We start from the raw sequence: 21,938 nt of genomic DNA on the forward strand, positions 1-21,938 counted from the left end.
AATTTTATGGTCGCATCGCTGATGCAGAAAAGCGGTTCCCACTTTTCTGCGCGATGCTCTATCCCCTCCCCATGACCCAGAATCACCTCTATCTCGTCGATGGCAGCGGCTATATTTTCCGCGCCTATCACCAGCTCCCGCCGCTCACCAACCAGCATGGCCAGCCGGTGGGCGCTGTCTATGGCTATACGACCATGCTGTGGAAGCTGGCCGAGGAGTTGGGCAAGGCGGAAGGCCCCACCCATATGGCGGTGATCCTGGACAAGGGATCGCACACCTTCCGCAACGACATGTACGACCAGTATAAGGCGAACCGCCCGCCTGCGCCCGAAGATCTGGTCCCGCAATTCCCGATGATCCGCGACGCGACCCGCGCCTTCTCCCTCCCCTGTATCGAGGAAGCAGGTTATGAGGCGGACGACCTGATCGCCAGCTACACCAAGGCCGCCGTTGCAGCAGGATGGCATGTCACGATCGTCAGCTCGGACAAGGATCTGATGCAGCTGATCCAGCCCGGCGTCGATATGTATGACACGATGAAGAATGAGCGGCGCGGGGCCGATTATGTCGTCGGCAAATTCGGGGTGGAGCCGCAACTGCTCGGCGATGTGCTGGCGCTGATGGGTGACAGCGTGGATAATGTGCCGGGCGTGCCGGGCATCGGCCCCAAGACGGCGGCCAAGCTGATCGTCGAATATGGCGGGCTGGAAGCGGCGCTGGAAGCAGCGCCTGCGATGAAAAAGTCCAAGATGCAGGAAAATCTGATCGCCCATGCCGACATGGCGCGGCTGTCGCGGCGGCTGGTGGCGCTGCACGACAGCATGGATCTGCCCGAACCGCTGGAGGATCTGGCGCTCAAGGGCATTCCCAAGGAACCCTTGCAGGAATTCCTGACCCATCATGGCTTCAAGACGCTGCTCAACCGGCTCGGCGCGCCTGCTGCTGCGGTGGCGGTGGCTGCCGCTGCTTCTGGTGTGCCGGAACCCGTCGCCACCCCGGTCGCGCCGCAGGAGCCGCCGATCGACCGCAGCCTCTACGAAACAGTGGTGAGCGAGGAAGCGCTCGACCGCTGGATCGCGCTGGCGACGGCGGAGGGGATCGTCGCGGTCGACACCGAAACCGACATGCTCGATTGCGTGTCGTGCCAGCTGGTAGGCGTGAGCCTCGCCACCGGTCCCAACAAGGCCTGCTATATTCCGGTCGGCCATGGCGGGCGCGACATGTTTGCCGAAAAACCGGCGCAATTGCCGCTGGCGACAGTGCTGGCGAAACTCAAACCCCTGCTGGAGGATGATGCGGTCCTGAAGGTCGGGCAGAATCTCAAATATGACATGACCGTGCTGCGCCGGCACGACATCGCCATCACCCCTTTTGACGACACGATCGTCATGAGCTTCGACCTCGACGCCGGGCAGAGCCTGTCGGGTCATGGCATGGACGAAGCGGCGCGCACGCATCTTGACCATGAGTGCATCAGCTTCAAGGAAGTGGTCGGCACCGGCAAGAACCAGATTTCATTCGGTGAAGTGCCGCTGGACAAGGCGACCGCCTATGCCGCCGAGGATGCCGACGTCACGCTGCGTCTGTGGAAATTGTTCAAGACACGGGTGGCCAATGAAGGCGCAAACCGCGTCTATGAACTGGTCGACCGCCCGCTGGTGCCAGTGATCGCGCGGATGGAGCATCGCGGGATCAAGGTGGACCGGGAGCATCTGGCGCGATTGTCGGGGGAATTTACGGCCGGCATCGCGGCGCTGGAGACGGAGATTCACGAACTGGCCGGGCAACCCTTCGCGATCGGATCGACCCAGCAACTAGGCGCGATCCTGTTCGACAAGATGGGCTATAAGGGCGGCAAGAAGGGCAAGTCGGGTGCCTATTCGACCGACGTCACCATCCTTGAGCAACTGGCGGCGCAGGGCGCACCGATTGCCAGCAAAATATTGGAATGGCGGCAGCTTTCCAAGCTGAAGTCCACTTACACCGACGCGCTCCAGGCGCAGATCAACAAGGATACGGGTCGGGTCCACACCAGCTACTCGCTGACAGGCGCGCAGACCGGGCGGCTGTCCTCGACCGATCCCAACCTGCAAAATATCCCGATCCGCACCGAAGTCGGGCGGCAGATCCGCCATGCCTTTGTCGCCGAACCCGGCAATGTCATATTGGCGGCGGACTATAGCCAGATCGAGCTGCGGCTGGCCGCGCATATGGCCGATGTGCCTGCGCTGAAGGATGCGTTCGCGGCGGGCGAGGATATTCACGCCGCGACCGCCAAGGAGCTGTTCGGTGAGGTCAATCGCGACACGCGCGGTCGGGCCAAGACGATCAACTTCGCGATCCTCTACGGCATCTCGCGCTGGGGGCTGGCCGGGCGGCTGGAGATCAGCGCGGACGAGGCGCAGGAGATGATCGCCAAATATTATGAACGCTTCCCCGGCATCAGCATCTATATCAACGAGACGATCGAGAAGGCGCGGGAACGCGGCTATACCGAGACTCTGTTTGGACGAAAGACCTGGTTCCCGCGTATCCGCGCATCGATCCAGCACGAACGGCAGGGCGCCGAACGTGCCGCGATCAACGCGCCGATTCAGGGGACCAGCGCCGACATCATCAAACGGGCGATGGCGCGCATGGAACCGGCGCTGGAAACGGCGGGACTGCCAGGCGTCAGGATGCTGTTGCAGGTGCATGACGAGCTGGTGTTCGAGCTGCCGGAGGGCGACGTGGACGCGGCCAGCTCGGTGATCCGCAGCGTGATGGAAAGCGCCGCAGAGCCGATCGTCAAGCTGAGCGTGCCGCTTGGCGTGGAGATCGGCACGGGTCCGAGTTGGGGCGCGGCGCATTGAGGGGCTGAAACGGAGACGACCGCGACGTCCATTTCCGTCTTTCCCGCGAAAGCGGGAACCCATCTCCCGCCCGGCTACTGACGTGAGTTGGATCCCCGCCTGCGCGGGAATGACGGGTCGTGGGGACAGAAAAGGCCAGCTCCGCAGGACCGGCCTTTCCATCAATCGAACAACTCTTCCAGAAAGCTCTTCTTGCGCTTTTTCGGGTAGCCCCGCCCGTCGTCGCGATAATCGCGGTCTGGGCGGTAGCTTTGCTGGGCGAAGGGTGCTGGCCGGGCTGGCGCAACCGCGTCGCCCGCTGCCCGCTCGATGATCTTGTCCAGTTCGCCCCGGTCCAGCCACACGCCCCGGCATTGCGGGCAATAGTCTATTTCTACCCCCTGCCGGTCCGTCATTGCCAATCCGACATGACAGACCGGGCAGAGCATGGCCGATACGGCCGCTTGATCCCGCATCCGCTTACTCCCGCTCGCCGGTCAGGCTGAGGAGCATCTGGAACAGGTTGACGAAGTTCAGGTATAGCGACAGCGCGCCCATCACCTGCATCTTCGCCGCCATTTCATGGCCCGCATAGGCGAAATAGTCCGACTTGATCCGCTGCGTATCCCAGGCGGTGAGGCCCGTGAAGATCACTACGCCAAGGATCGAGATGACCATCGCCATCGCCGACGATCCGATGAAGATGTTGATCAGGCTGGCGACGATGATGCCAATCAGGCCCATGATCAGGAAGCTGCCCATCTTCGTCAGGTCACGCTGCGTGGTATAGCCCCACAGCGCCATGCCGAGGAACATGACGGCAGCCGAGAAGAAGGCCTGCGCGATGCTGCCGCCGGTGAAGACCAGGAAGATGCTGGCCAGCGACACGCCCATCACGGCGGAAAATGCCCAGAAGGCCATGCGCGCGCCCGCAGTCGTCATCTTTTCGATACGGAAGCTGAAGAAAAAGACAAAGGCCAGCGGCGCGAAGATCGCCACCCATTTAAGCGGCGTGCCGAAAATCGCGGCGGCCAGCACCGGCGTATTGCCGATGAATGCCGCGACCAGCCCGGTGATCACCAGACCCAGGCCCATATTGCGGAAAACGCCCAGCATGTGCGCGCGCAGTCCGGCGTCGGTCTGCGCCGTGCGGCTCGCACCATAGCCCGGCAAAGGAACGCGATTATTCACTTGGGGTCACTCCATCCATCACATTGTGGTTCGAGTGGCCCGGTGCGGTCTCCTGCGGCATTTAGGGGGAAATTGCCGCAAAACCTGCACCGGGCGCACCCGATGCGGTCCGACATCACGGCTGGACAAGGGGGGAAGTCCAGCGCGTCAGAGGGGCCCGGCCCGCGTCGATCATATTGGGGGAGGAACGCACAGGTGCAAGGGGCGGACCCCAACGCAACATTTTATTACAAATGGGTGGGTCGCACAGGGAGGATTGACCCCTGCGCCGCTTCGCGCCATCGCTTTGCGCCATGTCCGATGACCAGCATATCACCGCGCCGCTGCGCCTGTTCAACAGCCTGACCCGCACGATCGAGCCTTTCGCGCCGATCGAGGAAGCCCATGCGCGCGTCTATAGCTGCGGCCCGACCGTCTATAATTATGCGCATCTGGGCAATTTGCGCGCTTATGTCTTTACCGACACGCTGCGGCGGACCTTGCTGTGGAAAGGGCTGTCGGTGACCCATATCATCAACATCACCGATGTCGGCCACCTGACCAGCGACGCGGACGCTGGCGATGACAAGATGGAGGCTGCGGCGCGGGCCAGCGCCAGGAGCATCTGGGACATTGCCGCCCATTATACGCAAGCGTTCAAACAGAATATCGCCGAGCTCAACATCATCGCGCCGAGCGAATGGACGGTCGCCACCGACTATGTACCGCAGATGATCGCATTTGCTGAGAAAATCGCTCCTGATCATTGTTACGAACTGGACAGTGGGCTCTATTTCGACAGCGCGACCGTGCCCGATTATGGCGCGCTGGCCGGTGGGCGGGACGATGCCGCGCACGCCCGGATCGACCCGGTGGCGGGCAAGCGCAACCCGTCCGACTTCGCGATCTGGCGCAAGTCGCCGCCCGGCGAACAGCGGCAGATGGAATGGGACAGTCCATGGGGCAAAGGCGCGCCGGGCTGGCATCTGGAATGTTCGGTGATGAGCCAGGCAGTGCTGGGCCACCCGTTCGATATCCATACCGGCGGCATCGACCATCGCGAAATCCATCATCCCAACGAGATTGCCCAGAATCAGGCCTTCCATGCCTGCTGCGGCCCGGATGTCGGTGCGGCGGAAGCCGGGTTCACCGGCGCGCGCTGGTGGATGCACAATAATTTTCTGGTCGATCGCAGCGGCAAGATGAGCAAGTCGAAGGGCGGTTTCACCACCCTCTTTTCGCTGATCGACGCAGGCGTGCATCCGCTGGCCTATCGGCTGCTGTGCCTGGGCGCTCATTATCGCAGCGAACTGGAATTCAGCGCGGAGGGTGTCGGCGCGGCGCTCACCCGTCTGAAGCGACTGGTCATGGGCGTCGAGGGTTTGAAGGCCCGCGCCGAAGGGGTGACGTGGCAATCGCCCCGGCTCGACTATCTGCGCGCCAACATGCATCCGAAGCTGGCGCCATTGCTGGAACAGTTTGATGCCGCGATCAGCGACGACCTGATGACGCCGCGTGCGCTGCCGCTGCTGGAAGAGGCGATTGCGCTCAAGAAGGTGCCGGTGGATGAGAAACTCTGCCTGATCGCGGCCTTCGACGCGGCGCTGGGCCTTAACCTCATGACCTTGACCCGCGCCGACCTGCGCGTCCAGCCCAAGGATGCGCTGATCACGCCGGACGAGATTGACGCGCAGCTCGAACGCCGTGCTGCGGCCCGCGCCGACAAGGATTTCGCCCTGTCGGATGAGATACGCGATGCCCTGATCGCGCGCGGGGTTGATGTGATGGATGGCGATCCGCTGCGCTGGGACTGGCGTCTAACCCTGGCGTGACATCCCGGCGCAAACGCTTGTAACTTGACGCCAAAGCCTCCGCGCCCGCAAAGCATGTCGCAGGGGCAGAGTCGGGGGACGGGCGATGGGGCTTTGGGCAGGCAGGATAGCCATGATGCTGGCGCTGGCGGCGGTGCCTTCGCTGCCTGCCGACGCCCAGACGGTCGCGGGCTTCAGTGCCACCGATCCGCGCCACGCCCATTTGCGCGCGCTCGACCAAAAAGCGACAACCCTGTTCGAAAATGACGATTTCGCCCTGTCGATGTCGCAAAAGACCCGCGACGCCTGGGCCGCGCTGCGCGATGCGGGGATGAAGGTCAGGGTCGCGGGCCATCCGCACCCGATGGCGGGCGTCGGGCTGATCAAGCTGGGGTCGATGGACCAGATCGAGGGGAAAAATCCGTCCGCTCTGGCCAATGTCGACAAGGGGCTGGCGCTGATCGCCCCGTTCCGCGACGCCTATCCCATCCCCTGGCTGGAGGGCATGTCGGTCAAGGGCTATGTCCAGTCGATGATTGGCGATGTCGCCGCCGGTGCGGAAACACTGGCGCAGGCAAGCGCCTATGCCGACGGTTATTTCGCCCGTGTCGGACCAAAGGCGCTCAGCGAAGCGGACTATATGCTCAAGTCCAACATCGCCTTTTCCCACGCGCAGGCGCTCTCGCGGCTGGGGCGCAATGGCGAAGCGGTCGATGCCCAGCGCGCCAGTCTGGAGGCGCGAACAACCAGCCTTGGTCCCAACCATCCCGACACGGTTGCCTCTACCTACACCTATGCGCAGATGCTCTATCGCGCGGCACGGCTGGTCGAGGCGGAAAAATATGCGCGGCTGGCGGTCAACACCGCGACCGACCATGTCGATCGCAAGCATCCCAGCTATCATCGGTCACTGGAAATGCTGGGGCTGCTGCTGGCGCGGACCGGGCGGCGGGTCGAGAGCATCGACTATATGGAGCGCGCCATCGCCATCAAGCGCGAGACGATGGGGACCAAAAGCCTCTTCTACCATTTCGGCCTCTATAATATGGCTGGCGTGCTGTTGCCGATGGAACGCTATAGCGACGCCGAACCGCTGTTTCTGGAGGCGGAGCGCGGCTTTCGGGCGGTGGAGGGGGAGAATAGCCCGCAAAGCGCCCGTGCGCTGGCCTTCGCGGCACTCGCCAGCGCGGCTTCGGGACGGCCGGACGAAGCGATCGAGCGCGCGCGCACGGCCATGGCCCGTGTCCGCACCCCCACGGCCAGCGATCGCGACATGGGCCAGCGGGTCTATCCGCTGCTCGTCCCGGCTCTGATCGCGACTGGGCAGGGGGATGCTGCGCGGGTCGCCGCCGCCGATTATTTGCGCGAAACCCGGCAGATCGACAATGCGCCCGCCTTCGCACTGGCCAATGCCGCGATGCTGGCGGCTTGGGCGCAAGGGGGCGATGCCGTCGCGGCGGCGCGCCAAATGGCCGGACTGCTGCGCGAAAGCCAGTCGCTCGACGATGATGGTGACCTGAACGAAGATCAGCGCGCCGCGCTCGACACGATCCTCAAGATCGCGGTGCAGGCGCATGACCCCGCGCTGGCGCTGGACGCGATGGCAATCCTGGCGGGATCGCGCATTGCCCAAGCTAACCGGCTGGTCGCGGAACGTCTGGTTGCGGATCCCGCCCTCGCCGCGCGGGTCCGCACCTTGCAAGATAAGCTGAAGGCGCTGGCCAGCGCGGACAGCGTGCTGCTCAAGGCACTGGCCACCGACAAAGATGTCGAGGCCGCCCGCGTGGCCCGCGCCACGGTGGAGAGTGTTGCTGAGGCCGAACGCGCCGCCATCGCCCGCGACTATCCCCGCTGGGTCGAGGCGCGCGGCGGCGTCCGGCCCGACCTTGCGACGCTGCGCGCGGGATTGGCGCAGAACGAGGCGCTGCTGGCGGTGATGCCGGCCTTTGACGGGGTCTATCTGCTGGCGGTCAATGCCGATGGCGCGACCGTCGAGCGCACGGGGCTGGCGCGCGCCGCCATGGTCGCACTGGTCGATCGGCTGCGCGGCGCGATGACCCCCAACGGGTTCGACCGGACTGCGGCGCATGATCTTTATACCCAGATTTTCACGCCCACGATCCTCGCTCGGCTGGGCAAGGCAAAGGCATTGCGGATCGTGCCCACCGGTGCCTTCGCCTCGCTGCCCTTTGCGATGCTGCCGCAGCGGCCCGTCGTGGCGGTAGGCCGGGACACGCCCTGGCTGATCCGCCGCTTCGCGATCGAGGTGCAGCCCGGCTTTGCCACCAGCACTGCGGCACCGCAGCGGATCGCGATGCGCAACCAGAGCTTTCTGGGCGTAGGCGCGCCCGACGCCTTTGCAGCCGCAACCAGACCCGCCGCGCCGGTGCTGCTCGCCGCCAACCATTATTTTCGCGGCGGCACGGCGGACGCGACCGCGCTGTCGCAACTGCCGTCGCTGCCCGGATCGCTGGCCGAACTGCGCGCTGTGGCGGATCGCTTCGGCACCGACCGCGCCACACTGCTGGTCGGCGCGCAGGCGAGCGAGGCGGCACTGCGCGGACAGGATCTGGCCCCCTATTCCGTCATCCTGTTTGCGACCCACGGTCTGGTCAGCGGCCAGATGGAGGGGGTGACCGAACCGGCGCTGGTCCTGTCCCCGCCCGCCCCCGGCACCGGCGACGACGGGCTGCTGACCGCTTCGGAGGTCGCGGCGATGCGGATCGGCGCGGACTGGGTGATCCTGTCGGCCTGCAACACAGCGGCAGGCGACAGCGCGCAGGCCCCCGCCTATTCGGGACTGGCGCAGGCGTTCCGCTATGCCGGGGCAGGATCGCTGCTGGTGTCGCACTGGCCGGTGCGCGACGATGCCAGCGCCTTCGTCACGCTGGAGACGGTGAAAGCCGCCAATGCGGGAACGCCACGCGCGGTTGCCCTGCAAAAGGCGATGCTGAAACTGATGCGGTCAGACCGCCCAGACGCAGCGCAACCCTATATCTGGGCACCGTTCATTCTGGTCGGGCGCTGACGGCTCAGCCTGCCTCCAGCGCTGCGCCTGCTTCCATCCAGACTTCTTCGGCGGCTTCCAGTTTCTTTTCCACCGCGGCGCGCTTCACCATCAGTTCGCTGGTCGTCATCTTTGCTTCCGCTCCGGTGGCGGCCTTGGGATCGAACAGCACCGCGTCGATCCGTTTGCGCTCTGCGATCAGCGCCGCCATTTCCTTTTCGGCGCGCGAAACGGCGTTTTTGAGCGCCTTCTGCTTTTCGCGCCATTCCGCCGCCGCCTTCTTGTCGGCCTTGCGATCCACCTTGGGCGCGTCGCTGCTGCTATTGCCGTCAGCCTTGCGCAAGACGATGTCGGTATAATCCTCCAAACTGCCGTCGAACGGCTGGGCGGTGCCGCCATCGACGAGCACCAGCCGGTCAGCGACCAGTTCGATCATGTGCCGGTCATGGCTGACGATCACCACCGCGCCGTTATAATCGTTGAGCGCCTGCACCAGCGCCTCGCGACTGTCGACGTCCAGATGGTTGGTCGGTTCGTCGAGGATCAGCAGATGCGGCGCATCGCGGGTGATGAGCGCCAGCGCCAGCCGAGCCCGCTCGCCGCCCGACATGGAGCCGACCTTCTGGATCGCCCGCTCGCCCGAAAAGCCAAAGCGGCCGAGCTGTGCCCGCACCGCGCCGGGGGTTGCCCCCTTCATCACGCGGGTCATATGTTCCAGCGGCGTGTCGGTAACGTCGAGTTCCTCCACCTGATATTGGGTGAAGTAGCCGACCTGCATCTTGGACGAGCTTTGCATCTGCCCTTCCATCGGGGCGAGTTGCGCCGCGATCAGGCGGGCCAGCGTCGTCTTGCCATTGCCGTTGCGGCCTAGCAGCGCCAGCCGGTCGTCCGGGTCGATGCGCAGATTGACCCGGCGCAGGATCGGCGTGTCGCCATAGCCGACCGCCGCCATATCCATGGTGATGAGCGGCGGGCGCAATTCGGGCGGGCTGGGAAAGCTGAACGCCAGCGTCGGATCCTCGATTGCCGCGGCAATCGGCTGCATCCGCGCCAGTGCCTTGGCACGCGACTGCGCCTGCTTGGCGGTCGATGCACGGGCGGAGTTGCGCGCGACATAGTCCTGCAATTTCTCGCGCTCGGCCTGCTGCTTGACCCGTGCCGATTCAAGCTGGGCCAGGCGCTCGGCCCGCTGCCGCTCGAACGCATCATAGCCGCCGGGATAGAGGGTCACCTTGCCGCCCTCCAGATGGAGGATATAATCGACGACATTGTTGAGCAGGTCGCGCTCATGGCTGATGACGACCACCGTGCCGCGATAGGCTTTGAGGAAATTTTCCAGCCACATCGTCGCTTCAAGGTCGAGATGGTTCGAGGGTTCGTCGAGCAGCAGCAGGTCGGGGTTGGAGAAGAGCAGCGAGGCAAGCGCCACGCGCATCTTCCAGCCGCCCGAATAGCTGTCGAGCGGGCGACCCTGCATCTCCTCGTCAAAGCCGAGGCCCACCAATATGCGCGCGGCGCGGGCGGGCGCGGTATAGGCGTCGATGCTGGTCAGCCGCTCATAGATATGGCCCAAGCGATCGGGATCTTCGGTATGCTCTGCCTCCGCCATCAGCGCGGCGCGTTCCTTGTCCGCCTCCAGCACCGTTTCGAAAGGGGTCGCCGTGCCGCTGGGGGCTTCCTGCGCGATATAGCCCAGCCGCGTGTCGCGCGGCATGTCGCAACTCCCATCGTCAGGATCGAGCTGGCCGATCATGACCTTCATCAGCGTGGACTTGCCCGCGCCGTTGCGACCGATCAGGCCGACCCGGCTGCGCGGGGGGAGCGCCGCGCTGGCGCGGTCGAGGATGATGCGGCCACCAAGGCGCACGGTGATACCGTTAAGATTGAGCATGGGCGCGCTTTAGCAGGAAGCCGCGCGCAGGGAAGGGGGTTGCGCCCCTATCTCAAATCTCCACCTGCGATCCCAATTCGACGATGCGGTTGGTGGGCAGCTTGAAGAAATCCATCGGGCTTTCCGCGTTGCGGATCATCCAGGCGAACAGCTTTTCCCGCCAGATCGCCATGCCCGGCCGTTGCGACGCGATCAGCGTCTGGCGGCTGAGGAAATAGCTGCTGTCCGCCACCCTGATCGGCCCGCCACAGTCGCCGACCGCCTTGAGCGAGGCAGGAATATCCACCTCCTCCATGAAACCATGGCGCAGGATCAGGCGGTAAAAGCCATCGCCGTGATCCGTCACCTGCACCCGGCCATCGAGCGGCAGATGCGGCACGCCAAGCGTCCGCACGGTCAGGATGATGTTGCGTTCATGCAGGATACGATTGTGCTTCACATTGTGGAGCAAGGCCGGCGGGACGCCGTCGGGCGTGGACGACAGGAAGATCGCGGTGCCCGGCACCCGCGGCAGCGACGCGCGCGTCGATCTGATAAACAGCTCCAGCTCCATCGCCCCGTCGCGTAGCCGTTCCCGCATGATCCGGCGCCCGGTCGCCCAGGTCGTCAGGATCAGGAAAGCGATTGCCGCAACCAGCAGCGGGAACCAGCCGCCATCGGGGATCTTGGTCGCATTGGACGCGAAATAGAGACCATCAATGACCAGGAACAGGCCGGTGAGGCCGCCCGCGAGCAAGGGATGCCAACGCCATACGGCGAAGGTCAGCACCCCCATCATGGCGGTGGTGATGACCATCGTGCCGGTCACCGCGATACCATAGGCGGCGGCCAGATCGGTCGAGCTGCCAAAGCCCAGCACCAGCAGGATGACCAGGATCAGCAACACGCGGTTGACCAGCGGCAGGTAGATTTGCCCCGCCGCGCTGGCGCTGGTGTGCAGGATGCGCAGGCGCGGCAGGAAGCCCAACTGCACCGCCTGTTGCGTCACTGAAAATGCCCCGGATATCACAGCCTGGCTGGCAATGATCGTCGCCAGCGTGGCCAGGATCACCAGCGGCAGCCGCGCCCAGTCCGGCGCCATCAGGAAGAAGGGGTTGGCCGCCGTCGCGGGATCGTCCAGCATCAGCGCGCCCTGCCCCATATAGTTGAGCAGCAGGCACGGGAGGGCAGCATAGAGCCAGGCGAGGCTGATCGCCTTGCGCCCGAAATGGCCCATATCGGCATAGAGCGCTTCGGCCCCGGTCACCGCCAGCACCACCGATCCGAGCGCCAGAAAGGCCAGCTTCGGATCGAGCGCGAAAAAATGCACGGCGTAGAGCGGATTGACGATCCCGATAATTTCCGGGTGCCGCCACAAATTGGTGATGCCCAGCACCGCCAGTACAACAAAATAGATGACCATCACCGGCCCGAACAGCGCGCCGACTTTCGCCGTGCCATGGCGCTGGATGAGGAACAGGCCGATCAGGATCAGGATGGCGATGGGCAGCACCAGCGGTGTCAGGCTGGCCTGCACCACGGTCAACCCTTCCACTGCCGACAGCACTGAAATGGCGGGGGTGATGATCGCGTCGCCATAGAAAAGCGCGGTCGCCAGCACGCCCAACATCGCGATCGCCGGGGTCCAGCGCGTCTCTCCCATGCGCCGCCCGATCAGCGCCAGCAGCGCCATGCTGCCACCCTCGCCATGATTGTCGGCACGCATGACGATGAACACATATTTGACCGTGACGACCAGCATCATGGTCCAGAAGATCAGCGACAGGACGCCATAAATATGCAGCGGATCGACAGCGAGCGGATGATGGCCGACGAAACTTTCCTTGAGCGCATAGAGCGGCGATGTGCCGATATCGCCGAACACCACGCCCAGCGCCCCCAGCGCCAGCGTGGGCAGGCCAGCCTGCGGTCCGCTATGCTCGGCCGATGCCGCCTCGGCCAATATCCCGTCCGCTTGCGATTGCATCGCCATATGTCCCTGTTCCGCCCTTCACCGCCGACATGACATGGAAATGCATTCGATCTCCATGGCAGGAACGGCGCTTTGGCATAGTATCTGCGTATGATTTTGCGACATAGCATGGCTATACGTACCAATTCCTACGCAATTTCAACGCGGCCTGCCCTTTCCCGCTCTCGTTTTGCTATGCGGTCATCGGTAAATGGGATGCCTCCTGTTCGACATTGCAGAGGCTGGTTTTCATGTCCCATTGGCATCCCCATCCCGCCGCGCGGATCGGCCTGCGCCTGCTTGGTCTAGGCCTGATCGCCAGCCTTGGCCCGCAGGGGCGGCTGCTGCACCAGCTGGTCGACCGGTCGGTTGGCGTCACATTGGCGCAGTTGGCGGTCGCAGCCACCGCCTTTCTCAGCGCCAGCCTGGGTGTGACGCTGCTTTTGCTGGGACCGGATCTATGGAAGCCGGTTCGGGTCGCCCCGCGCTGGACCCGTCGTGATCCGCCGACGCGAGCGCCGGGAAAGCGTGCCTGAACAACGCGGCCATTTTCTTCTTGCAAACGTTTGCCTAATCGCTGTATGCATCCTTCACGGCCTGAAACCACCGACAGGTTTGGGTCCAAAAGAGCATTTCGGCCAGATGCCCATCTGGCTGGAATTGGGGAGGAAGGCGCCGGCAGGACTGCACGCTTGAGGGCGCCTTCCTTCTCGCCCTGAGAGGAAGCCTGAGAGAATGAGCAGCTGGACCGCGGCACATGTCGCCGCCATCGCGCCCGACGCGCCGACCGCGCCGATGATCGGCGCGCATCATGTCCGTCCTGTTGCCGACAATCTCGATATTTGGGACGCTTGGCCGGTTCAGCAGCGTGACGGGACGCCAATCGCACTGGCGGACGGGGCGCAGCTGTGGATGGCGCTGGCCGCCCCGCATTTCTCCGACCCAGACGAACGCCATGGTCATGCGCGGATCCATCTGTTTCATTTTCTGGGCGATCGCTGGTCGCATGTCGGCGCGGCGATGCCCGATGGGTTTTCGCCTGGCAGCCGCGAATGGTCCGGTTCGGCGATATGGGATGAGGCCAGCGGCGACATAATCCTTTATTTCACCGCAGCGGGTCGCAGGGGCGAAGCCGCACCCAGTTTCGAGCAGCGGATGTTCAGCGCCTGCGCCCGTCTTACGGAGACTGATGGACTGACGGACTGGCATGATCTGCGGGAGATCGTCACGATCAACCCGGTTCATTATATGTCGACCCGCGAGGGGGGTGGCATCGGCACGATCAAGGCGTTCCGCGATCCTGCCTATTTCTGCGATCCCGCCGATGGCCGCCATTATCTGTTCTTCGCCGCGTCGCAGGCCGGATCGGCCAGCGCCTATAATGGCGTAGTCGGCCTTGCGAGCGCCGATCCGGCGACCCCCGACGACTGGACCATTGCGCCGCCACTGCTGTCGGCGGATGGCGTGAACAATGAGCTGGAACGGCCGCATATGGTTGCTTACGATGGACGCTATTACCTCTTCTGGTCGACCCAGCGCCATGTGTTCAATCCTGACGGTCCGACCGGTCCCACCGGTCTATATGCCATGGTAGCCCCGGCGGTGAGCGGTCCCTGGCGGCCGGTCAATGGCAGCGGGCTGGTGTTCGCCAACCCTGCCGAAGCCCCGGCGCAAAGCTATAGCTGGATGGTGCTGCCGGACCTGTCGGTCACCAGCTTCATCGACAATTGGGGGGATGGCGAGGATCGCCGCTTCGGCGGCACTTTTGCGCCCTTCCAGCGCCTCTGGCTGGACGGCGATCGCGCCGGAATTGTGGCATGAGCGGGCCGCTGATCGCGGGCGTGGAACTGGGCGGGACCAAGATGGTCGTGCTGCGGGCGCGGGGGCGGGAGATTGTCGAGCGGGTGACGATACCGACCAGTAGCCCGGCGGAAACGCTGGGTACGGGGGTCGATCTGCTGACCCGATGGCAGGCGGAGGAGCCGTTCGCGGCGCTGGGCATAGCCTCGTTCGGCCCGTTGCGGCTGGACCGGGCTGCGCCTGATTTCGGTCATATGCTGCCGACCCCCAAACCCGGCTGGACCGGCGCGAATATTTACGGCGTGCTGAGCTCTGCCCTGCCCTGCCCCGCGGCGATTGATACCGACGTCAACGGCGCGGCGCTGGCCGAGGCGCGCTGGGGGGCGGGCGCGCAGGGGAACGCGCCATCCGATTGCCTATGCTACCTGACGATCGGCACTGGCCTGGGCGGCGGTTTTGCGCTGCACCGCAGGCCGCTGCATGGCGCGATGCACCCGGAAATAGGACATATACTGATCCGCCGGGCGCCGGGCGACGGCTTCGCGGGTGCCTGCCCCTTCCATGGTGATTGTATCGAGGGGCTGGTGAGCGGCCCGGCGCTGGCGGCGCGCTTTGGCGTGCCGGGCGACAGAATTGCGGCGGACGATCCGCGCTGGGACGATGTGGCGCATGACATCGCCCAACTGGTCGGCACGATATTGCTGACGACGGCGGCACGGCAAGTGCTGATCGGTGGTGGCGTGGGCATGGGCCGGGCCGACCTGCTCGACCGGGTGCGGGCGAAGGTGGTCGCGCAGCTTGGCGGCTATCTGCCCTTTGTCGATGCCAGCAGCATTGCGACGATCGTTCGGACGCCGGCGCTGGGCGAGCAGGCCGGGCCGCTGGGCGCTGTGGCGCTGGCGATGGACATGATAAACCCGACAGTGACTTAGACATAGGAGAGCGAAAAATGCGGCTATTGGCGACCTTTACTGCAATCGTTTGCCTGACGTCTCCCGCTGTGTTGCTGGCCAAGGTCAGCGCGAGCGCCGACGGCAAGCTGCTGCGGCTCGACGGCGGCGATGTCACCTATGCGATGGGGGTGGATGAGAAAGGCTATCTCCAGCCGCTTTATTGGGGCGCGGCGCTGGATGCGGCGGCCCCGCTCGTGGCGAAGGTGTCCGGCGAACTGTCTGGATTCGATCCCGCAGGATCGATCACGCCGCAGGAATATGCCGGGCAAGGCGAGGGGCTGGTGAGCGAGCCGGGGGTCAAGGCAGTGTTTGCCGACGGCAATCGCGACCTGGTGCTGAAATATCGGCGCCATAGCGTGTCGGGTGAGACGCTGATCGTCGAACTGGCGGATATCAGCCGACCATTGACGGTCACGCTGCGCTATACGATCGACCCGGACACCGGCGTCATCGCGCGATCAGCCAGCGTACGCAATGGCGACGCCCAGCCGGTACGGATCGACCAGATTGCAGCGGCGACCTTCACCCTGCCGGTAGGCGACGATTATCGCCTCCATTATTTGACCGGGCGCCATGCAGCCGAATGGTCGCAGGTGGACACCCCGGTCACTCCGGCGCTCACGGTGCTGGAAAGCCGCCGCGGATCGACCGGCCATGGCAACCAGCCCTGGTTCGCGATTGGCAAGGAAGGCCAGACCAGCGAAACGGACGGACCGGTCTGGTATGGCGCGCTCGGCTGGTCCGGCTCTTTCCGCCTGTCGGTGGGCGCGGACAATCTGGGCCGGGTGCGGATCAGCGGCGGCTATAATCCCTATGATTTCAGCTGGTCCCTGAAGCCCGGCGAAACGCTGGACACGCCGGTTTTTTATGCTGGCTATGCGGCCAAGGGAATGGGCGATGCGTCGCGCCGCTTCCACGCCTTCCAGCGCACCAGCATCATCCCCGGCGGGACCAAGGCAAAGATCCGCCCGGTGCTTTACAATAGCTGGGAAGCAACCACCTTCAACGTCACCGAGGCCGGACAGATGGCGCTGGCGGAAAAAGCGGCAAGGCTGGGGGTGGAGCGTTTCGTCGTCGATGATGGCTGGTTCGGTGCGCGCAACGACGACAAGGCGGGGCTAGGCGACTGGACCGTCAACGCCGCCAAATTCCCCAATGGCCTGAAACCCCTGATCGACAAGGTCAAATCGCTGGGGATGGATTTTGGCCTGTGGGTCGAGCCGGAAATGGTCAATCCCGACTCCGACCTCTACCGCGCCCATCCTGACTGGGTGCTGGCCTTCCCCGGTCGCCCGCGCACGGAAGGACGCAACCAGTTACTGCTCAATCTCGCGCGGACCGACGTGCGCGACCATTTGTTGAACTGGCTCGACAGGCTGGTGCGCGACAATGACATCGCCTTCCTGAAATGGGATTATAACCGCAACTGGACGGAGGCGGGCTGGCCGCAAATGCCGGTGGAGGACCAGCAGCGGGTGCAGGTGGCTTATGTCCGCAACCTCTATCACATATTATCGGAACTGCGGCGGCGGCATCCGGGGCTGGAGATTGAGGGCTGTTCGGGCGGTGGCGGGCGCATCGACCTGGGGATCATGGCGCTGACCGACCAGAGCTGGACGTCGGACAATACCGACCCGTTCGACCGGCTAACGATACAGGATGGCTTCACGCAAGCCTATGCGCCGTCGATCATGATGGCGTGGGTGACTGACAGCCCCAACTGGGCCAATGGGCGGCAGACTAGCCTGGACTATCGCTTCTTGTCGGCGATGCAGGGCAGTCTGGGGCTGGGTGCCAATCTGGACCATTGGCAGCAGGGCGACTTCGCCACTGCGACCAGATGGATCGCGGCCTATAAGGAGATCCGCGCGACGGTGCAGCGTGGCGACCTCTACCGCATCGCCCCGCCCCGCGCCGGGGCGGCAACATCCGCGACCGCCTATGTCTCGCCCGACCGCAAACAGGCGGTACTATTCCAGATGCTGCACAGTTCGATGTTCCGCAGTAATGTGGAAGCGTTACGGATGCAGGGGCTGGACCCGGCGCGGCCTTACGCCGTGCGGATGCTGGGCGGCGCGGCGCTGCCCGATGGCGTGCCGGGACAAGCCAGTGGCTCATACTGGATGGAACAGGGCGTGCGGATGAAGCTGAAGGGCGATTTTCAGGGCGCGGCGCTGGTGTTCGACGTGATGCCGTAAATCACCGCCGGGGTGCGCGGATGTCGAAGGCGATAGAGAGGCGTTCGCCATCTTCGAACGGGATGGTGCCGTGCCACAGGGTGGACGGGAAGAGGACGAGTTGCCCGACCTGTGGCAGGACGTCGCGATAGGGCGGCAGGTCCAGCCCCAGTTCGGGCGGCGGCATGCCGAAGCGGAGCCAGCCTTCGGGCGCAGTCCCCATCGCGTCGGGCAGCGCGACATAGAGCGCCGAGCTGATCCAGCCGGCCGGGTGGCTGTGCGCGGCATGATAGCCCTGTTGCCCCAGCCGCACCGACCAGCTTCCGGCGAATTTGACCTCGCCGCGCGGCGTTCCCAATAGCGGATGGCCCGGCTCCGGCGGCGGCAGGGCGGCCATATAATCGCGCACCGCTGCCTCGATCGCGGCGCGGGCATTCTGGATGATCGGTTCCTGGCGGAACAATAGAGGCCGGTCGGTCTGGGTGCCCCCGCGCACCGATTGGTCGGGATAGGGCGCAGCCGCGTTGTGCAGACTGCGCAGCAGGTCCGCCAGAGCAGCATAGTCGAGGTCGAGCGTCGTGACCCGGATCAGCCGGTCGGGCCGGTCGAGCCAGTCGGCGCGCGAATCGCCCAGCAAACGCCAGCAGAGCGAGAGATAGGGCCAGAAGAGAGAGGCTGACGACGTTGCAGTCTGCGCGTGCGCGATTATCGCTGCACGATCCGGCGCGCCGCAGCGCAGCGCATGGCGGACGCTGGCAAGCGCCAGCCCTGCGTCAGTGCGGTTGGCCATATTATCGAACAGATCGGGTCGATCGTCCGCCTCCCCCGATTCGGCGGCGAGATAAAGCCGCGCTATCAATAGTGCAGGCACATCGCCCAACAGGCGGACGCCATCGGCGATCACGGCGCGGGCCGCGTCCCAATCCTTCGCCTTGGCGAGTCCATGAAACCAACCAAGCCGCAGCGCCAGATTGTGCGGCTGCGCCTGGCAGGCCTGGGCAAAGCCTGCGTCGTCCCGGCCCGGAGCGCCCAGCAGCCGATGCAGCGTCGCGGCATAGCTGTGGCCTTCTACCCAGTCGGGGCGGTCGGCCAGTGTCTGGCGCATCAGCGTCAGCGCGGCACCGCTCTCCCCCTCGGCCGCCAGCGCCCCGGCATGGCTGCGAATCAGCGCCGCATCGCCCGGTGCCAGCGCGCGGGCTCGGGCAAAATCGGCGGCGGCGGCTCGCCCAGATTCATAGCGCAGCTGCGCCAGCAGCGCACGCGCCTGCGCATCATCGCCTGCGCCGCTGATCGCCTTCAAGGCGGCCTCATGTTGCTGATCCTCGCGCAGCAACAGTGCGTGCAACCAGTGCAGCCGGGCGCTGCCGGGCCAACGGCAGCACAGGCCATCCAGCACCGCTGCGCCATCCCCGGCGGTCCCGGCGCGCAGCGCGACAAAGGCCGCCGATTCGACATCGCGCAGCCAGTCGACCGCCCCGGCATGGTCGGGCGATGCCGACTGGCGCGCCTCCAGATCATGCCATGCCGGATCGCCATCCATCCTCTAATCCTCTCTGCCGGGCGCGCGCTATTCCTGCCCGTCCGTCCCCTCGATAGCCTATAATGGCAAAGCAGCAACAGCGTGCCAGACAAATCAGCAAACGTTTGCATAAATCTATTGCAAAGGTTTGCAGAGAAGCATAGAGACAATGGTTACCGACCGCGGGAAGATGTGCGGCGACCTTGTAGGAGGGGATGATGAAGAGCGTTTCTCGACATAGCTGCATTTCGACCATCGCGCTGGCCATGGCCTGCATGACGGTGCCCGCGTTCGCGCAGGATGCAGCACCAGCAACCGCCGAAACGGTTGCTGCGGATCAAGCCCCGGTCACCGGCGACGATATCGTCGTGACCGCCAGCGCTGGCGACAAGTCGCGCTTCCGCACCTCCATCTCCGTATCGCAGATCAGCCAGGAAGCGATCCAGAATTTCACGCCGCGCTCCGAAGCCGAAGTGCTGCGCTCCATCCCCGGCCTCCAGCCATCCGATACCGCGGGTCCGGGCGGCAACGCCAATATCGGCGTACGCGGCATCCCGGTGTCCACCGGCGGGTCCGAATATGTCGCGTTGCAGGAGGACGGCCTGCCCGTCACCCTGTTTGGCGACATCCAGTTCGGCAATAATGATTACTGGCTGCGCTTCGACCAGAATGTCGAGCGGGTCGAAGCGGTGCGCGGCGGATCCGCCTCCACCTTCGCCAGCCAGGCACCGGGCGCGGTGGTCAACTATATCAGCAAGACCGGCGACAAGGAGAGCGGATCGATCGGCCTGTCCAAGGGCGTCAATTTCCGCGAAACCCGCGTCGATTTCGACTATGGCGGCCCGATCAGCGACACGCTGCGCTTCCATGTCGGCGGCTATGCCCGCGAAGGTGGCGGCCCGACCAACGAGGATTTCAACGTCCTGCGCGGCTATCAGGTGAAGGCCAACATCACCAAGGATTTCGACGACGGCAAGGGCTTCCTGCGGCTGCATTTCAAGCGGCTGGACGAACATGCACCGACCAACACGACGATGCCGTCGATGGTGAAGATAGACGGCAACAAGATCACCGATTTCAAGCCGATGCCGACATTCGATGCGCGCGACGGATCGACCTATTCGATTTACAATCGCCAGTTCCAGTTTGTCGATCGTAACGGCCAGCTCGGCACCGCAGACATGAACGGCATCCATCCCAAGGTGACGTCGGTGGGCGCGCAGTTTCATTATGAGCTGAGCGACATGCTGACGGTGGATAACAATTTCCGCTACACCGACATGAGCGGCAGCTTCACCACCCAGTTCCTGAACGTCGGCACCACCTCCAGCGTGCTGGGATCAACCGTCAATGGCCAGACCGTAGGGTCGATCCGCTACGCCGCAGGGCCGAGCAAGGGGCAGGTCTATACCGGCACCTATCTGAACAATAATCCCAACATCAACACGCTGATGAAGGATATGGGCAGCATCGCCAACAATCTGGCGCTGACCGGCAAGTTCGAGGCGGGTGCGGGCAAGGTGACGATGCAGGCCGGCTGGTTCCACATGAGCCAGAATATCGTGCAGGACTGGCATGTGAACCGCCAATATAGCGCGCTGGAGGGCAATAATGCCGCGCCGCTCAACCTCTATTCGACCACGGGCACGCAACTGACCGCCGCCGGGCAGGCCGGGTTCAACGACAATTGGGGCAATTGCTGCGCCCGTTCGGTAGACCTCTCCTACACCAATGACGCGCCCTTCCTGTCGGCCAATTATTCGGGCGGCGGATTTGACCTGGACGCCAGCGTCCGGTTCGACCGGGTGCGCGGCGAAGGCACGGCGCAGGCCGGGGTGGCCGGGCCGAATTACATAGTCAGCGACGAAAATGGCAGCGCAACCCTGCCCTCCATGCTGCCGGGCGGGGTGATCGAGCGGATCAATTACAAGCGCAGCTATACCAGCTGGTCGGTCGGCGCGCTCTATGCCTTCTCCAACAACACATCCCTGTTCGCCCGCGTCAGCCGGGGTGGCCGCTTCAATGCGGATCGCCGGACGCTGGGTGGCAATTTCAATGCCGACGGGTCGCTCAACGCCCAGGGGGCCGGGACTGCGGTCAATTTCCTCAACCAGCAGGAAATTGGCGTCAAGCAGCGCGGGTTCGTGGGCGCGTCTGGCAACTACTCGGTCGAGGTCACGGGTTTCCGCTCGACCTTGACCGAGAATAATTACGACTTCACCCGGATCAACAATCCTGCGCCGAACAATGATCCCAATATTTCGAACGCTTACCGGTCCTATGGCATCGAATTTACCGGCCGCCTGAACCTGGGCAATTTCCACCTCGCCGCCGACATGACCTGGGTCAATTCCAAGATCAAGGACAGCGCGACGGCGGCGCTGGCGGGCAACCGGCCGGGCGGGATTCCGCGCCTGACCTTCCTGATCTCGCCATCCTATGACATGGGGCTGTTTGCCGTGGGCGTCAGCGCCAGCGGCCAGTCGAGCGCGCCGATCGACGATTTCAATACCTATTCGGTGCGCGGCACGACCTTCTTCAACGGCTTCCTGAAGGTCCGGCCGGTCGAGAATCTGGAGCTGGGCGCCAACGCGAACAATCTGTTCGACACGCTGGGCTATCGCGGTGGCGGGTCGCTGATCCCGCTGAGCGCGACCATTGGCATCTTCCAGAACAGCGCGGTCTATGGCCGCACCGTGACGGCCTCGGTCCGCTACAGCTTCTAAACTCTGCTTCCCCCGTCGCTTGCGGGCGACCCACTGGCCCGTCTCCTCGGATATGAGGGGGCGGGCTTTTGCTTTGCGATGTCGGAAAAAGAAAATCGTCCC

The 21,938-nt window shown here is 64.3% G+C and carries 13 protein-coding genes; 8 read left to right on the top strand and 5 right to left on the bottom strand.

The features are described 5' to 3' along the window. Positions 1 to 71 precede the first annotated feature (71 nt). Positions 72 to 2,852, top strand: coding sequence for a DNA polymerase I (polA, locus tag KRZ98_RS06725; protein ID WP_217672896.1), 2,781 nt, complete (start codon positions 72 to 74; stop codon positions 2,850 to 2,852). Between the two features lie 161 nt (positions 2,853 to 3,013). On the opposite strand, the gene KRZ98_RS06730 is transcribed toward polA, so the two are convergent. Next, positions 3,014 to 3,307 (bottom strand): zf-TFIIB domain-containing protein, encoded by a 294-nt coding sequence (locus KRZ98_RS06730; RefSeq protein ID WP_217672897.1) that lies wholly within the window; start codon positions 3,305 to 3,307, stop codon positions 3,014 to 3,016. Positions 3,308 to 3,311: 4 nt separating this feature from the next. Continuing rightward, positions 3,312 to 4,022 (bottom strand): Bax inhibitor-1/YccA family protein, encoded by a 711-nt coding sequence (locus KRZ98_RS06735; protein WP_368389792.1) that lies wholly within the window; start codon positions 4,020 to 4,022, stop codon positions 3,312 to 3,314. Positions 4,023 to 4,315: 293 nt separating this feature from the next. On the opposite strand from KRZ98_RS06735, the gene KRZ98_RS06740 reads away from it, so the two are divergent. Continuing rightward, the gene (locus KRZ98_RS06740) at positions 4,316 to 5,833 is read left to right on the top strand and encodes a cysteine--tRNA ligase (protein WP_217672898.1); all 1,518 of its coding nucleotides are present in this window, start codon (positions 4,316 to 4,318) and stop codon (positions 5,831 to 5,833) included. A 115-nt stretch (positions 5,834 to 5,948) separates the two neighbouring features. After that, positions 5,949 to 8,840, top strand: coding sequence for a CHAT domain-containing tetratricopeptide repeat protein (locus KRZ98_RS06745; protein ID WP_217672934.1), 2,892 nt, complete (start codon positions 5,949 to 5,951; stop codon positions 8,838 to 8,840). A gap of 4 nt (positions 8,841 to 8,844) precedes the next feature. On the opposite strand, the gene KRZ98_RS06750 is transcribed toward KRZ98_RS06745, so the two are convergent. Further along, positions 8,845 to 10,710: an ABC-F family ATP-binding cassette domain-containing protein gene (locus KRZ98_RS06750; RefSeq protein WP_217672899.1), complete on the bottom strand. Its 1,866-nt coding sequence runs from the start codon at positions 10,708 to 10,710 to the stop codon at positions 8,845 to 8,847. Positions 10,711 to 10,762: 52 nt separating this feature from the next. Further along, the gene (locus KRZ98_RS06755) at positions 10,763 to 12,592 is read right to left on the bottom strand and encodes a potassium transporter Kup (RefSeq protein ID WP_254798159.1); all 1,830 of its coding nucleotides are present in this window, start codon (positions 12,590 to 12,592) and stop codon (positions 10,763 to 10,765) included. Between the two features lie 320 nt (positions 12,593 to 12,912). Here KRZ98_RS06755 and KRZ98_RS06760 point away from each other — a divergent pair, with 320 nt between their 5' ends. The 4 genes from KRZ98_RS06760 to KRZ98_RS06775 all read left to right on the top strand — a co-directional run bounded on the left by KRZ98_RS06760 (position 12,913) and on the right by KRZ98_RS06775 (position 17,612). Further along, complete coding sequence (locus KRZ98_RS06760) at positions 12,913 to 13,197, top strand: hypothetical protein (protein ID WP_217672901.1); 285 nt, start codon at positions 12,913 to 12,915, stop codon at positions 13,195 to 13,197. 199 nt (positions 13,198 to 13,396) lie between these two features. Beyond that, positions 13,397 to 14,482, top strand: coding sequence for a glycoside hydrolase family 68 protein (locus KRZ98_RS06765; RefSeq protein WP_217672902.1), 1,086 nt, complete (start codon positions 13,397 to 13,399; stop codon positions 14,480 to 14,482). Continuing rightward, positions 14,479 to 15,393 carry an ROK family protein gene (locus tag KRZ98_RS06770; protein WP_217672903.1) on the top strand — a complete coding sequence of 305 codons (915 nt, stop codon included), beginning with the start codon at positions 14,479 to 14,481 and terminating at the stop codon, positions 15,391 to 15,393. The genes KRZ98_RS06765 and KRZ98_RS06770 overlap by 4 nt, the downstream gene beginning before the upstream one ends. Positions 15,394 to 15,410: 17 nt before the next feature. Beyond that, positions 15,411 to 17,612 (top strand): alpha-galactosidase, encoded by a 2,202-nt coding sequence (locus KRZ98_RS06775; RefSeq protein ID WP_254798149.1) that lies wholly within the window; start codon positions 15,411 to 15,413, stop codon positions 17,610 to 17,612. Between the two features lies 1 nt (position 17,613). On the opposite strand, the gene KRZ98_RS06780 is transcribed toward KRZ98_RS06775, so the two are convergent. Further along, positions 17,614 to 19,131: a 2OG-Fe(II) oxygenase family protein gene (locus KRZ98_RS06780; RefSeq protein ID WP_217672904.1), complete on the bottom strand. Its 1,518-nt coding sequence runs from the start codon at positions 19,129 to 19,131 to the stop codon at positions 17,614 to 17,616. 194 nt (positions 19,132 to 19,325) lie between these two features. Here KRZ98_RS06780 and KRZ98_RS06785 point away from each other — a divergent pair, with 194 nt between their 5' ends. Next, positions 19,326 to 21,836 carry a TonB-dependent receptor gene (locus KRZ98_RS06785; RefSeq protein WP_217672905.1) on the top strand — a complete coding sequence of 837 codons (2,511 nt, stop codon included), beginning with the start codon at positions 19,326 to 19,328 and terminating at the stop codon, positions 21,834 to 21,836. Positions 21,837 to 21,938: the final 102 nt, after the last annotated feature.

Source organism: Sphingobium sp. AS12 (assembly GCF_019097845.1).
Classification (GTDB): domain Bacteria; phylum Pseudomonadota; class Alphaproteobacteria; order Sphingomonadales; family Sphingomonadaceae; genus Sphingobium.

What these genes read in the sequence shown, in the direction of transcription:
- KRZ98_RS06750 (WP_217672899.1), bottom strand. Translation starts at nt 10,710, where the DNA reads ATGCTCAATCTTAACGGTATCACCGTGCGCCTTGGTGGCCGCATCATC.
- KRZ98_RS06730 (WP_217672897.1), bottom strand. Translation starts at nt 3,307, where the DNA reads ATGCGGGATCAAGCGGCCGTATCGGCCATGCTCTGCCCGGTCTGTCAT.
- KRZ98_RS06780 (WP_217672904.1), bottom strand. Translation starts at nt 19,131, where the DNA reads ATGGATGGCGATCCGGCATGGCATGATCTGGAGGCGCGCCAGTCGGCA.
- KRZ98_RS06770 (WP_217672903.1), top strand. Translation starts at nt 14,479, where the DNA reads ATGAGCGGGCCGCTGATCGCGGGCGTGGAACTGGGCGGGACCAAGATG.
- KRZ98_RS06765 (WP_217672902.1), top strand. Translation starts at nt 13,397, where the DNA reads ATGAGCAGCTGGACCGCGGCACATGTCGCCGCCATCGCGCCCGACGCG.
- KRZ98_RS06785 (WP_217672905.1), top strand. Translation starts at nt 19,326, where the DNA reads ATGATGAAGAGCGTTTCTCGACATAGCTGCATTTCGACCATCGCGCTG.
- polA (WP_217672896.1), top strand. Translation starts at nt 72, where the DNA reads ATGACCCAGAATCACCTCTATCTCGTCGATGGCAGCGGCTATATTTTC.
- KRZ98_RS06745 (WP_217672934.1), top strand. Translation starts at nt 5,949, where the DNA reads ATGCTGGCGCTGGCGGCGGTGCCTTCGCTGCCTGCCGACGCCCAGACG.
- KRZ98_RS06775 (WP_254798149.1), top strand. Translation starts at nt 15,411, where the DNA reads ATGCGGCTATTGGCGACCTTTACTGCAATCGTTTGCCTGACGTCTCCC.
- KRZ98_RS06760 (WP_217672901.1), top strand. Translation starts at nt 12,913, where the DNA reads ATGTCCCATTGGCATCCCCATCCCGCCGCGCGGATCGGCCTGCGCCTG.
- KRZ98_RS06740 (WP_217672898.1), top strand. Translation starts at nt 4,316, where the DNA reads ATGTCCGATGACCAGCATATCACCGCGCCGCTGCGCCTGTTCAACAGC.